The sequence below is a fragment of the Amycolatopsis sp. WQ 127309 genome (assembly GCF_023023025.1).
Classification (GTDB): Bacteria; Actinomycetota; Actinomycetes; order Mycobacteriales; family Pseudonocardiaceae; genus Amycolatopsis.
Genome location: NZ_CP095481.1, coordinates 6,043,100 through 6,058,062, shown reverse-complemented (window position 1 = coordinate 6,058,062; position 14,963 = coordinate 6,043,100). Strand labels below are relative to the sequence as shown.

General features: G+C 74.7%; 1 protein-coding gene. It reads right to left on the bottom strand.

Going from position 1 to position 14,963, the window contains the following annotated elements:
- Nucleotides 1-40: 40 nt before the first annotated feature.
- Nucleotides 41-14,860 (bottom strand): type I polyketide synthase, encoded by a 14,820-nt coding sequence (locus MUY22_RS27930; protein WP_247049351.1) that lies wholly within the window; start codon nt 14,858-14,860, stop codon nt 41-43.
- Nucleotides 14,861-14,963 lie beyond the last annotated feature (103 nt).

Here is a 14,963-nt window from a genome sequence, read left to right as displayed (position 1 = left end):
CGGAGACCCTAGGGGTGCGAGATCTCCGGCAGGGCGGTGATCAGGAAAGCTGGGCCAGCCAGTCGTTGACGTGCTTGGCGACGACCTCGGCGTGCTCTTCCAGCATCGTGTAGTGATTTCCTTCGGTCTCCGCCTCGGTGGTGGCGGAAACCCACTTCGACCGCCAGTCTCCGGCGGGCCATTCCGGCATCGGCTCGGCCGCGGTGACGAGCAGGACCGGAACGGTGACTGCGGGGGCGCGCCATTGTTCGAACAGCCGGAAATAGGCGCCCATCGCGGTGAGCCGGTCGTCGTCGACCGGCGCGTAACGGCCGTCGCGGTCGGCCATGCCGCCCATCAGGCCGGGCAGCAGTTCGTCGATTCCGTCGCCGCCCGGCGCGTACCCGTCGAGAACGACCAGCGCCCGCGGGCGCAGGCCGCGTTCCTCCAGCCGCGCGGTGACGGCGTGGGCGAGGACCGCCCCCGACGAATGCCCGGCCAGCACGAACGGCCCGTCGCCGGCCCGCTCGGCGACGGCGTCGGCGATCAGCTCGACCGCCGCGTCCGCCGAGGCCGGAAGTGCTTCCCCGGTCCCGAATCCGGGCACCGACAGCGACGACACGCCACGCACGCCACGCAGCGCGGCGCCGATCCCGGCGTACTGGTGCGGCCCGGAGATGGCGGTCATCGACGGGACGCAGATCAGGCTCGGCTCGGCCGTCTCCGGCGCCAGCCGCACCAGCGACGCGGCGGGCGTGCCGGTGGGCCGGAACCGCGACGCCGTCATCAGCATGCTGACGAAGTCGCCCGCCTGGCCCTGGGCGCAGGCTTGCCGGAACAACGCGCCGAGCGTGCTTTCGGCCGGTTTGCCGGAGGACGTGCCCGCGAGCCGCTCCGCCAGGTGTCCGGCCAGCGCGTTCGGCGTGCCGAACTCGTAGACCAGCGCGGGCGGCAGGTCGAGACCGGTCAGCTCGGTGAGCCGGTTGCGGAGCTCGACCGCGGTGAGCGAGGCGAACCCGAGTTCGAGGAACTCGCGATCAGCCTCGACGGCGTCCGCGGAACGGTGACCGAGCACGAACGCGGCCTGCTCACGGACGACGCCGAGCAGGATCCCGACGCGCTCGGCACCGGTCGCCGAGCCGAGCCCCTCCAGCGCGCCGAGGCGGACCGGTTCCGGCTTGGCCTCGACGACGGGGGCCAGCACGTCCAGGAACGCGGCCGGCCGGGTGGCACGCAGCCCGGGAGCCACGGCCGCCCAGTCGACGTCGGCCAGCACGAGCCCGCGCTCGCCCCGCCCCGCCGCGGCACGCACCGCGGCCAGCAGGTGCCGCGGATCGAGCGGAGCCACACCTGGTGTGGTCGGCGTGCCCTCCCACGGCCCGGTGGCGACACACAGCGTGCCGGCCCCCCGCCGCTGGGCAAGCGCCATGAGCTGGGCACCGGCCGCGGCGTCGACCGCCGCCCCCGCCCCGCCCCAGACGCACGCGCCCGGCACGAGCACCAGGAACGCCTCGACGTCATCGCCGACTTCGAGCGCTTCGGCGACCTGCTCCTGCACGGCCGCTTCGAACGCGCTCGGCGTGAGCGCGTCCAGCGGCGCGGGCGAAGACGGCGTCACGAGGTGGACGACCGTGCGAGCGCCCGCGGTGACATCGCGGGTCGGTTCGGCGCCGAGGCCGACGAGCCAGTCCTCGACCGACTCCGACACGGCCCCGGTGAGCAGCACCGGACCTTCCGGCGTCCACGGCGCGCCCGCGTTGTCCTCACGCCCACCGCCGGCGAGCACCGCGCCCTCCGGCATCCCCGCGTCGCCGAGCGGCGCGCGCACCAGCCGCCGGGCGAGCACACCCGCCGGCCGCACCGCGACCTCGTCCTCACGCCCACCGCCGGTGAGCACCGCCCCCACCCGGCGCCAGTCCGCGGCCGTGGGCGCGGCCGGCAGGTCGAGCAGGCCACCCCAGCGGTGCGGGTACTCCTGCGCGGCCACCTGGCCGAGCGCCCAGACCTGCGCCGGGCCCGCCGTGGGCACCGCGTCGGCCGTCCCGGTCCGGACGGCGCCGCTGGTCAGGCACCACAGCGGCGCCTCGACCCCGGCGTCGCCGAGGGCTTGGACCAGCGCGGTGCTGAGCGCGAGCCCGTGCGTCTCGTCCAGCGCCAGCAGCGAAATCACGCCGCCGACCGGGCCGTCGAGCACCGTGCGCAGGCCGCCGGCGAGCAGGTCGCGGTCGGCGTCGGTGTCGTCCAGCGCCACCCCGGCCGCGGTCGCGCCGAGGCCTTCGAGCAGCCGCACGGCACCGGCGACACGCTCGTCCTCGGCGTGCGTGGCGGGTGCCACGACGAGCCAGGTGCCCGACGTCATGCCACCGGCCGGTTCCGGGATCGAGTGCCACTCGGCCCGGTACCGCCAGCTGTCCACAGTGGACTCGGTGCGCCGGCGGCGGTGCCACGCGGACAGCGCCGGGAGCACGGTGTCGAGCGCGGCCCGGCCGTCCTCGCCGACGTTCAGCGCTTCGGCCAGCGCACCGGCGTCGGCGCGTTCGACCGAGGCCCAGAACGCCGAGTCGGGAGCCGTCGCGGCGGCCACGGGTGCTTCGGCCCGCAGCCAGTAGTGCTCCCGCTGGAAGGCGTAGGTGGGCAGGTCCGCCCGGGCCGGGCCCCAGCCCGCGGCCCGCGTCGCCCAATCGAGCCGGACGCCGCGGACGTGCAGCGCGGCCAGCGCCGCGGCGAACGCGGCCGGTTCCGGCCGGTCGCCCCGCAGGGCCGGGACGACCAGGACCGCCTGGTCGTGGTCGAGCGACTCGCGGGTGAGGCCGGACAGCGGCGCGTCCGGTCCCAGCTCGACGAACGTCCGGACGCCCAGGTCGTGCAGCGCGGCGACCCCGTCGGCGAACCGGACCGCGGCGCGGACGTGCCGGACCCAGTAGCCCGCGTCCACCTCGGTGAGCAGCTCGCCGGTGACGTTCGAGACGATCGGCACCACCGGCGGCCTGTAGGACAGGCGTTCGGCGACCGCGCGGAACTCCTCGAGCATCGGCTGCATCCGCGCGGAGTGGAACGCGTGGCTCACGCTCAGCCGCTTGGTCTTGCGGCCGAGGCCGCGGAAGTGCTCGGCCAGCGCGAGCACGGCGTCCTCGTCGCCGGAGACCACAGTGGACTCCGGGCCGTTGAGCGCGGCGATCGAAACGCCGTCGCCCAGGTGCGCGTGGACCTCGTCCTCGCCGGCCTGCAGCGCGACCATCGCGCCGCCGGCGGGCAGCGCCTCCATCAGCCGGGCGCGGGCGGTGATCAGCTCGGCCGCGTCGGCCAGCGACAGCACCCCGCCGACGTGCGCGGCCGTGATCTCGCCGACCGAGTGCCCGAGCAGGAACGCCGGGCGCAGCCCCGCGTGCTCGGCCAGCCGGTACAGCGCGACCTCGATCGCGAAGAGCGCCGGCTGGGTGTACCCGGTGCGGTCGAGCAGGTCCGGCTCGTCGATGATCGTCTTCAGTGGACGGTCGAGGTGCCGGTCCAGTGCCACGCAGACGTCGTCGAACGCGGCGGCGAACACCGGCTCGGTTTCGTACAGCTCGCGGCCCATGCCGGCGCGCTGGCTGCCCTGCCCGGAAAACAGCACGGCCACCGCCCCGGCGTGCCCCGCCGTCCCGCGCAGGACGCCCGGGCCGTCGGAACCCGCGGCCACGGTGCGGACGCCGTCGAGCAGCTCGTCCCGGTTCGCGCCGAGCACGACGGCCCGGTGCTCCCAGGTCGCGCGGTGCGCGGCCAGGGTGCGGGCCACCGCCGCGGCGGACAGCTCGGGTTCCCCGGCGACGCGGGCGGCCAGCCGGTCCGCCTGCTCGCGCAGCGCGGCCTCGGTCCGCCCGGAGATCAGCCACGGCACCTGAGTGTCCTCAGTGGACTCGTCGGGCACTGCGACGGCCGGCGCCTGCTCGATGATCGCGTGTGCGTTGGTCCCGCTCACGCCGAACGACGAGACGCCGGCGCGGCGCGGGCGGCCGGTCTCCGGCCACGCGCGCTCCTCGGTCAGCAGCTCGACCGAACCCGCCGTCCAGTCCACTTGGGACGACGGCGCGTCGACGTGCAGCGTCTTCGGCAGCACGCCGTGACGCAGCGCTTCGACCATCTTGATGATGCCGCCGACACCCGCCGCGGCCTGGGTGTGGCCGATGTTGGACTTCAGCGAGCCCAGCAACAGCGGTTCGCCGGAGCGGTCCTGCCCGTAGGTCTCCAGCAGGGCCTGGGCTTCGATCGGGTCGCCCAGCTTCGTGCCGGTGCCGTGTGCCTCGACGGCGTCGACGTCCGATGCAGCCAGACCGGCCGTCGCCAGCGCCTGGCGGATCACCCGCTGCTGCGCCGGGCCGTTCGGCGCGGTGAGGCCGTTGGACGCGCCGTCCTGGTTCACCGCCGTGCCGCGGACGACCGCGAGCACCTCGTGGCCGTTGCGCCGCGCGTCCGACAGCCGCTCTAGCAGCAGCATGCCCGCGCCCTCGCCCCAGCCCGTGCCGTCGGCGGCGTCGGCGAACGACTTGCACCGGCCGTCGGAGGACAGGCCGCGCTGGCGGGAGAACTCGATGAACACGTTGGGCGTGGCCAGCACGGTGACGCCGCCGGCCAGCGCGAGCTCGCACTCGCCGGACCGCAGGGCCTGCGCCGCGAGGTGCAGCGCGACCAGCGAAGACGAGCAGGCCGTGTCCACGGTGACCGCCGGGCCCTCGAGCCCGAAGGTGTACGACAACCGCCCGGACGCGACGCTGCCCGAGGTGCCGGTGCCGAGATAGCCCTCGACGCCCTCCGGCACGGAAGCCAGCGAAGTCGCGTAGTCGTGGTACATCACGCCGGCGAAGACGCCGGTCCGGCTGCCGCGCAACGTGCCCGGGTCGATCCCGGCGCGCTCGAAGGCTTCCCACGACGTCTCCAGCAGCAATCGCTGCTGCGGGTCCATCGCGATGGCCTCACGCGGCGAGATGCCGAAGAAGGCCGCGTCGAACTCGCCCGCGTCGTAGAGGAAAGCGCCTTCACGGGCGTACGAGGTGCCCTGGTTGTCCGGGTCGTCGTCGAACAGCCCGGCGACGTCCCAGCCGCGGTCGGCGGGGAACACCGAGATCGCGTCGGTGCCCTCGGACACCAGCCGCCACAGGTCCTGCGGGCCGCGCACGCCGCCCGGGTACCGGCAGCCCATGCCGACGATCACGACCGGGTCGTCGGCGGTGGCCGCCTTCCGGGCGACCGGCCCGGTCCGGACCGCACCGGCCAGCCGGCGGTCGAGCTCGGCGGCCAGCGCCGCGGGCGCCGGGTAGTCGAAGACCATCGTCGCGGGCAGGCGAAGGCCGGTGGCCGCGCCAAGCCGGTTGCGCAGCTCGACCGCGGTCAGCGAGTCGAAGCCCAGCTCGCGGAACGCGCGGTCCGGGTCGACCGCCTCGGCCGACGCGTGCCCGGCGACCGCGGCGGCCTGACCGCGCACCAGGTCCAGCAGGAACGCCGCGCGCTCGCCGGCGGGCATGCCCGCCAGCCGCGCCTCGACCGAATCGACGGCGGCCGCGCCCGCCAGCGCCGCCGTCCGCCGGCCCGGCGCGCGGACCAGGCCGCGCATGACCGGCGGGATCATCCCGGCCGCGGCCTGCTTGCGCAGCGCCGGGACGTCGAGCCGCATCGGCACGACCAGCGCGTCCGGCGAACCCACGGCCGCGTCGAACAACGCCATGCCCTGCGCCGACGACAGCGGGGCGACTCCGCCGCGGCTCATCCGGCGGACGTCGGCGTCGTCGAGGTCGCCGGTGAGCGCGCTGCGCTCGGCCCAGAAACCCCAGGCCAGCGAGACCGCGGGCTTGCCAGCGGCGCGCCGGCGCTGGGCCAGGGCGTCGACCACGGCGTTGGCCGCGGCGTAGTTGGCCTGCCCGGCGCTGCCGAGCAGCCCGGCGGCCGAGGAGAACAGCACGAACGCGCGCAGGTCGCGGTCCGCGGTCAGCTCGTCCAGGTGCAGCGCCGCGTCCGCCTTCGGCCGCAGCACCGTGTCGAGACGCTCTTCGGTCTGCGCCTCGACAACCCCGTCGTCGAGCACCGCCGCCGCGTGGATCACCGCGGTCAGGTCGGGCACCCCGGCGAGCAGCTCGGCCAGCGCGTCGCGGTTGGCGACGTCGCAGGCCGCGATGGTCACCTCGGCACCCAGCTCGGTCAGCTCGGCGGCCAGCTCCGGCGCGCCCGGCGCCGCCCAGCCCTGACGGCCGGTCAGCAGCAGGCGACGAACGCCGTGCGTGGTCACCAGGTGCCGGGCCAGCAGCGAGCCGATCGTGCCGGTGGCCCCGGTCAGCAGGACCGTGCCGTCGCCGCCCAGGACGTCCACAGTGGACTCGGCGGGCGCCAGGCGCGGCACCAGGACCCGGCCGCCGCGGATCGCCCGCTGCGGTTCGTCGCCCGTCAGCGCACCGGCCGGGATGCCGCCCGCCGGGTCGACGTCGAGCAGCAGGAACCGGCCCGGGTGCTCGGACTGCGTCGAGCGGAGCAGGCCCCAGACAGCGGCGGTCGCGACGTCCGGCGACTCGCCGTCGATCGCGACGGCGCCGCGCGTGACCAGCACCAGCTGTCCGGTGAAACGCTCGTCGGCCAGCCAGCCGCGCACCAGTTTCAGCGCGCGTCCGGCGTTCGCCCGGACGTCGTCCGCGGCGAAGCTGACCAGCACCAGATCGGGCTGGTCGGCCTCGGCGAGGGCGTTCGGCGTGTCGTGGCAGACCGCGCCGAAAGCGACGGCCAGGCCGAACGGGTCCTCGCCGAGTACCGCCACCGACGGCGTCTCCTCGGTGACCGGAACGTCGGTCCAGGTGACGCGGAAGAGCGAGTCCGCGGCGGCCGGCGTCGCGGGTGCCGCCATCGGCCGCAGCACCAGCGACTCCACCGTCACCACCGGCCGGCCCGCCGGGTCGGCCGCCGACAATGCGAGACCGTCGGTCCTGGACGGCGTGAGCCGGACCCGCAGCGAACTGGCGCCGGAAGCGTGCAGCGTGACCCCGGTCCAGGCGAACGGCAGGCGCCCACCCTCGACCAGCCCCAGCCCGGCCGCCTGGACGGCGGCGTCGAGCAGGGCCGGGTGCAGGCCGAACGCGGCCGCGTCGGCGCCGTCGGGCAGCGTGACCTCGGCGAACACCTCCACCCCGCGCCGCCAAGCGGCGGTCAGGCCCTGGAACACCGGACCGTAGGCGAACCCGTAGTCGGCCAGACCGTCGTAGTAGCCCGCCAGCGACACAGCTTCGGCGCCCGCGGGCGGCCACTCGGTGTCCACTTCGGACTCCACCGCGCCGGAGCCGAGCACACCGGACGCGTGCCGCGTCCACGCCTGCTCGTCCAGCGAGCGCTCTTCCCGCGAGTACACCGTGAACGCGCGCATCCCGTTCGGGTCCGGCTCGCCGACGACGATCTGGAGCAGCACGTGGCCGGTCTCGGGCAGCACCAGCGGGGCGTGCAGGGTCAGCTCGTCGAGGCGGTCGCAGCCGGACTGGTCGCCGGCCCGGATCGCCAGTTCGACGAACGCGGTCCCGGGCAGCAGCACCGCGTCGCCGACGACGTGGTCGGCCAGCCACGGGTGCGTCTGCCGGGAAAGCCGGCCGGTGCACAGGTACCCGGCGTTCTCGGCGAACCCGACCGCGGCACCCAGCAGCGGGTGCGCGACCGCGCCCAGCCCGGCCGACGACACGTCCGCGAACGCGGGCGCGGCCGGCTCCGGCCAGTAGTGCTCGTGCTGGAAGGCGTAGGTCGGCAGGTCGGCGCGGCGGGCGCCGGAACCGGCGAACACCGCGGCCCAGTCGACGGTGACGCCGTGCGCGAACGCCTCGGCCAGCGCGAGCAGCATGCGGTCGCGGCCGCCCTCGTCACGGCGCAGCGTGCCGCTGACGGTGGCCGCCGAACCGGCGTCGTCGATGGTCTGCTGGATCCCGACGGTCAGCACCGGGTGCGCGCTGACCTCGACGAACGACTCGTGACCCAGGGCCAGCAGCGCCCGGGTGACCTCCTCGAACCGGACCTGCTGCCGCAGGTTGCGGTACCAGTAAGCGGCGTCCAAAGCAGACGTCTCGACGGGGCCGCCGGTGACCGTGGAGTGGAACACCGTGTCGGTGTCGCGCGGCCGGATCGGGGCGAGCAGCCGCAGCAGCTCGTCTTCGATGGCCTCGACGTGCTCGCAGTGCGACGCGTAGTCGACCGCGATCCGGCGCGCGCGGACGTGGTGGCCGCGGCAGTGCTCGACCAGTTCGTCGAGCGCGTCGGCGTCGCCGGACACGACAGTCGCCTCGGGGCCGTTGACCGCGGCGACCGAGATCCGCCCGGCCCACCCGGCCAGGAGTTCTTCCGCACCGGCGCGGGAAAGCGCGAGCGAGACCATCCCGCCGCGACCGGACAGCGCCAGGATCGCCTGGCTGCGCAACGCGACGACGCGGGCGGCGTCCGAAAGGGACAGTGCCCCCGCGACGGCGGCCGCCGCGATCTCGCCCTGCGAGTGCCCGATCACCGCGGCCGGGCGGACGCCGTAGGCGCGCCAGACCTCGGCCAGCGAGACGTTGATCGCCCACAGCACCGGCTGCACGACGTCGACCCGCTCGATGGGCTCGGCCGCGCGGACGACGTCCAGGAGCTGGAAGTCGACGAACGGGGCCAGCGCGGCAGCGCACTCGGCCATCCGCGCGGCGAAGACCGGCTCGGTTTCCAGCAGCTCGACGGCCATGCCGGGCCACTGCGAACCCTGGCCGGGGAACACGAACACCGGCCGCTCGCCGCGGGCGAACCCCTGCGAGACGCCGTGCCCGGCGATGCCACCGGCCAGCGCGGCGAGCCGCTCCTTCAGCTCGTCGGCGTCGCGCCCCACCACGACCGCGCGGTGCTCGAACACCGACCGCGTGGTGGCCAGCGCGTGGCCGACGTCGACCGGGTGGCCGTCCACAGTGGCCAACCGAGCGGCCTGGGCCCGCAACGCGCCTTCGGTCCGCGCAGTCAGGACCCAGGGAATCGCGCCCTGGTAGGACGGTTCGACAGTCTCGACGTCCATTTCGGACGGTGCTTCGATGATCGCGTGCGCGTTGGTTCCGCTGACGCCGAAGGCCGACACGGCGGCGCGACGCGGACGGCCGGTCTCCGGCCACGCGCGCTCCTCGGCGAGCAGCTCGACCGCGCCCGCGGCCCAGTCGACGTGCGGGGTCGGCTCGTCGATGTGCAGAGAGCGCGGCAGGACGCCGTGCCGGATGGCCTGGACCATCTTGATCACGCCGCCGACGCCGGCCGCGGCCTGCGTGTGCCCGATGTTCGACTTGAGCGAGCCGAGCCAGAGCGGTTCCGTGCGCTCGCGGCCGTAGGTGGCCAGCAGGGCCTGCGCTTCCACCGGGTCACCGAGCGTCGTGCCGGTGCCGTGCCCTTCGACGACGTCGACGTCCGAAGTGGACAGTCCGGCGTTGGCCAGGGCCTGGCGGATCACCTTCTGCTGCGCGGGTCCGTTCGGCGCGGTGAGGCCGTTGGACGCGCCGTCGGAGTTGACCGCGCTGCCCCGGACGATCGCCAGCACCGGGTGTCCGTTGCGGCGAGCATCGGAAAGCCGTTCCACGACGAGCATCCCGGCGCCCTCGCCCCAGGCGGTGCCGTCGGCGGCGGAGGCGTACGGCTTGCAGCGGCCGTCCTTGGCCAGCCCGCGCTGGCGGGAGAACTCGACGAACGGCCCCGGCGTCGGCATCACCTGCACGCCGCCGGCCAGCGCCATCGAGCACTCGCCGCTGCGCAGCGCCTGCACCGCCCAGTGCAGCGCGACCAGCGACGACGAGCACGCCGTGTCCACCGTGACCGCCGGACCTTCGAGGCCGAGCGTGTAGGCGATCCGGCCGGACATCACGCTGGACGACGTCCCGGTGAGCATGTAGCCCTCGGCGTTCGCCGTGCTGCTGGTGAGCACCGAGGTGTAGTCCTGCGTGGCCCCGCCGACGAACACGCCGGACCGGCTGCCACGCAGGGTTTCCGGGTCGATCCCGGCGCGTTCCAGTGCCTCCCAGGCGATCTCCAGCAGCAGCCGCTGCTGCGGGTCCATGCTGAGCGCCTCGCGCGGGGTGATTCCGAAGAACCCGGCGTCGAACAGGCCCGCTTCGTGCAGGAAAGCGCCTTCTCGGGTGTAGCTCGTGCCGGCCGCTTCGGGGTCGTCGTCGTACAGCGCGTCCAGCGCCCAGCCGCGGTTGTCGGGGAACGTCGAGATCGCGTCGCGGCCCTCCGCGACGAGGTCCCACAGCTGTTCCGGCGTCGAGATCCCGCCCGGGTAGCGGCAGGCCATCGCGACGATCGCGATCGGCTCGTCGGTGGCGCCGACCGCGGTGACCTGGGCGGCGTCGGCCGCGACGCCGAGCACCTCGGCACGCAGGAACTCCGCGAGCACCCGGGGCGAGGGGTAGTCGAACACCAGCGTGGTGGGCAGGGTCAGGCCGGTGACGATCGTGAGCCGGTTGCGCAGCTCGACCGCGGTCAGCGAGTCGAAGCCGAGCTCGCGGAACGCCTTCTGCGCGCCGAGCCCCTCCGCGCCGGCGAAGCCGAGCACCGCGGCGGCGTGCTGCGAGATCAGGTCGACGAGCAGGTCTTCCTGGTCGGCGGCCGACATCCCGCTCAGCCGCGCGTGCAGCGCGGACGCCTCGGGCGTGCGCTCGGCGGCGGCCTGCTCGGCCGCCGCCCGGAGCGCGCGGACCGCGGGCAGCTCGTCCAGCAGCGGCCGCGGGCGGGCCGCGGTAAACGCCGGGAAGAACCGCTCCCAGACGACGTCGGCGACGGCCAGGAACGTCTCGTCACGCTCCAGCGCCTGACGCAGCGCGGCGATCGCGAGCTTCGGGTCCATGGCCGGGACCCCGCGGCGGCGCATCTGCTCCCCCGCCTCGCCCTCGGCCATGCCGCCGTCGGCCCAGGCACCCCACGCGATGGAGGTGGCCTTGAGCCCGCGGGCGCGGCGCTGCTCGGCGAAGGCGTCGAGGTAGGCGTTCGCCGCGGCGTACGCGCCCTGGCCACCGCCACCCCAGACGCCCGCGTTGGAGGAGAAGAGCACGAAGGCGTCCAGCTCGGGGAAGACGTCTTCGAGTGCCTGCGCGCCGGTGATCTTGGCGGTGGCGATCCGGGCCAGGTCGTCGAGGACGAGGTCGTCGACGGCGCCGGTCTCGCCGAGGCCGGCCGCGTGGAAGACCGCGGTGACCGGGCCGTCCAGGCTCGCGGCGAGCGCAGTGAGGGCGTCGCGGTCGGCGGCGTCGCAGGCCGCGACGGTGACGCGGGTGCCCAGCTCGGTCAGCTCCGCGGCCAGCTCGGCCGCCCCCGGGGCGTCCGCGCCGCGACGGCTGGTGAGCACGACGTGCGCGGCCCCGGCCGAGGCGAGCCAGCGCGCGACGTGCGCGCCGATGGCCCCGGTGCCGCCGGTGATCAGGACGGTCGCGCCGTCCGGCCGCCAGCCCGGCCGACGCGAGACGGTACCCGCGACAGGCGCGGGCACCAGGCGTCGCGCGAGAACGCCGTTGTCGCGGACCGCGACCTGGTCCTCGGTGCCGGTCAGCACGGCGGCGAGCCGGGCGGCGGCGCGGTCGGAGACCTCGATGGGCAGGTCGACCAGGCCGCCCCAGCGCTCGGGCCGTTCCAGGCCGAACACCCGGCCCAGGCCCCAGACCGCGGCCTGGGCCGCGGACGAGACCGGCGCGACCGCACCGGCGGTGGCGATCCACAGTGGAGTGTCGCCCAGGGCCCGCATCAGCTCGGCGGTGGCCGCGAGTCCCATGGGGACGGACGCGGCGTCCGGGTGCGGCCGCTCGTCCAGCGCCAGCAGGGAAAGCACGCCGTCGACGGGCTCGGTGAACTGGTCGATACCGGTCACGACACGAACGTCGACACCGGCCGCGCGCAGCGCCTCGGGCCACGCGGTCTCGACGCCTTCGGGGACGACCACGAGCCAGGTGCCCCGCGGAACCCCGGCCGGTTCCGGCAGCGGGTTCCACGCGATCCGGTACCGCCAGCCATCCACAGTGGACTCTTCAGCGGCCTGGCTGTGCCACGCCGACAGCGCGGGCAGCACCGCGCTCAGCGGGTCGTCGGCGTCGACGGCCAGCGTCGCGACCAGTTCCCCCAGGTCACCGCGGTCGACGGCGGCCCAGAACGCGGACTCCAGCGCGTTCGTAGCACCGAACGCCGCGCCCGCGGGGAGTTCCGGCGCGTCGAGCCAGTACCGCGCCCGCTGGAACGGGTACGTCGGCAGGTCGACGCGCTTCGGGCTGATCCCGGCGAAGAGCGCCGACCAGTCCGGCGACGCCCCGGCCGCGATGGCCGCGGCGAGCGCGTGCCGCACGGTCGTCTCTTCGTCACGCCCGGCCCGCAGCGCCGGGACGGCGGTGACGGTGCCGGTCAGGCACTCCTGCGCCATCGCGCAGAGGATGCCGTCCGGCCCCAGCTCGGTGAACGTCGTGACACCGCGCTCTTCGAGCGTGCGGACGCCGTCGGCGAACCGCACCGCGCGGCGGACGTGGCGCACCCAGTAGTCCGGGTCGGCCAGCTCTTCGGCGGTGGCGAGCCGTCCGGACACATTGGACACGATCGGAATGCGCGGCTCGTGGTAGGCCAGGGTTTCCGCGACGGCGTAGAAGTCCTCCAGCATCGCGTCCATCCGCGGCGAGTGGAAGGCGTGGCTGACCGTGAGCAGCTTGGTCTTGCGGCCCAGGGCGGTGAAGTGGTCGGCGACGGCGAGCACGGCGTCGTCGTCACCGGAGATGACGGTCGAAGCCGGGCTGTTGAGCGCGGCGACGCTCACCGCGTCGGTCAGCAGCGGCGTGATCTCGTCCTCGGTGGCCTGGATCGCCACCATCGCACCGCCCTCGGGCAGCGCCTGCATCAGCTCGCCGCGCGCGGCGACGAGCGCGACCGCGGCCGGCAGGTCCAGCACGCCCGCGGCGTGCGCGGCCGCGATCTCGCCGATCGAGTGCCCGATCAGGAAGTCCGGCGTGACGCCGAAGTGCTCGAACAGCCGGAACAACGCGACCTCGACGGCGAACAGTGCGGCCTGCGTGTAGCGGGTCTTGTCCAGCAGCCGCTCGGGGTCGTCGAACAGGACTGTCCTGAGTGGAGTGTCCAACCGGGACCCGAACGCGGCGCAGACGGCGTCCAGCGCCTCGGCGAACGCGGGCTGGGAAGCGTACAGCTCGCGGCCCATGCCGACGCGCTGGCTGCCCTGACCGGTGAACAGGAACGCCGTCTTGGCGCCGGCGACCCCGGTGATCGCGCCGGGCTCCCCCGCGGCGATCGCGGCGAGGGCGTCGAGGACCTCCCCGGGTTCGTCGGCGAGGACGACCGCGCGGTGCTCGTGCAGCGTCCGGGTGGTGGCCAGCGAGTAGGCGACCTCGGTGACGTCGAACTCGGTGAGCTGGTCACGCAACTGCGCGGCCTGGGCGCGCAGGGCGGCGTCGGACCGGCCCGAGACGACCAGCGGAACCCGCCGCCCGTCGTTGGTGGGCTCGTCGACCTCGGCGGGTTCGGCCTGCTCGACGATCACGTGGGCGTTGGTGCCACTGAACCCGAACGAGCTGATCCCGGCGCGTCGAGCGCGGTCGACGTCCGGCCACGCGCGCTCTTCGGCGAGCAGCTCGACGGCGCCGGACTCCCAGTCGACGTGCGGGGTCGGCTCGGCCAGGTGCAGAGTCTTGGGCAGGACGCCGTGGCGCATGGCCTCGACCATCTTGATGATCCCGGCAACGCCGGCCGCGGCCTGGGTGTGGCCGAGGTTCGACTTGATCGACCCGAGCAGCAGCGGCTCGCCGGCGCGGTCCTGGCCGTAGGTCGCGAGCAGCGCCTGGGCTTCGATCGGGTCACCCAGCTGGGTACCGGTGCCGTGCGCCTCGACGACGTCGACGTCCGAAGTGGACAGTCCGGCGTTCGCCAGCGCCTGGTGGATCACGCGCTGCTGCGACGGCCCGTTGGGCGCGGTCAAGCCGTTGGAAGCGCCATCCTGATTGACCGCCGACCCGCGGACGACGGCCAGCACAGGGTGGCCGTTACGACGGGCGTCGGACAGCTTCTCGAGCAGCAGCACGCCGGCACCCTCACCCCAGCCGGTCCCGTCGGCGTCCGCGGAGAACGCCTTGCACCGGCCGTCGGAAGCGAGCCCGCGCTGCCGGCTGAACTCGACGAACGCCCCCGGCGACGCCATCACGGTGACCCCGCCGGCCAGCGCGAGGGTGCATTCCCCGTTGCGCAGCGCCTGCGCGGCGAGGTGCACGGCGACCAGCGACGACGAGCAGGCCGTGTCCACGGTGACCGCCGGCCCCTCGAGCCCGAGGGCGTAGGACACGCGGCCGGTGACAACGCTGCCCGCGGTACCGGTGGACAGGTACCCCTCGACGCCCTCGGGCACGGCCAGCAGCCGGGTCGCGTAGTCGTGGTACATCACGCCGGCGAACACACCGACCCGGCTGCCACGCACAGCGGCCGGCGGAATCCCGGCGCGCTCGAAGGCCTCCCACGACGTCTCGAGCAGCAACCGCTGCTGCGGATCCATCGCGACGGCCTCGCGCGGCGAGATCCCGAAGAACTCGGGGTCGAACTGCGCGGCATCGTGCAGGAATCCGCCCTCACGGGTGTAGCTCGTGCCCGCGGCGTCGGGATCGTCGTCGTAAAGCGCGTCAAGGTCCCAGCCACGGTCGGCGGGAAACCCGCTGACGCCGTCCCGCCCCTCGGCGACCAGCCGCCAGAGGTCCCCGGGCGTACGCACCCCACCGGGATAACGGCACCCCATCGCCACAATCGCGATCGGCTCCTGCGCCCCGGCTTCGGCCTCCCGAAGGCGGCGCCGCGTCTCGTGCAGGTCAGCGGTCACCCGCTTGAGGAAGTACCTGAGCTTGTCATCGTTCTGTTCGGTCATGTCAGCGCGCCCCTCAGCGTCGAGCCGTAGAAGTCTGTGTGCCGCCGAGCCCCAGCCCTGGCGTGTTGGCCACTCCGGTCAGCGAGTTGGCCGTCCTGGTCGG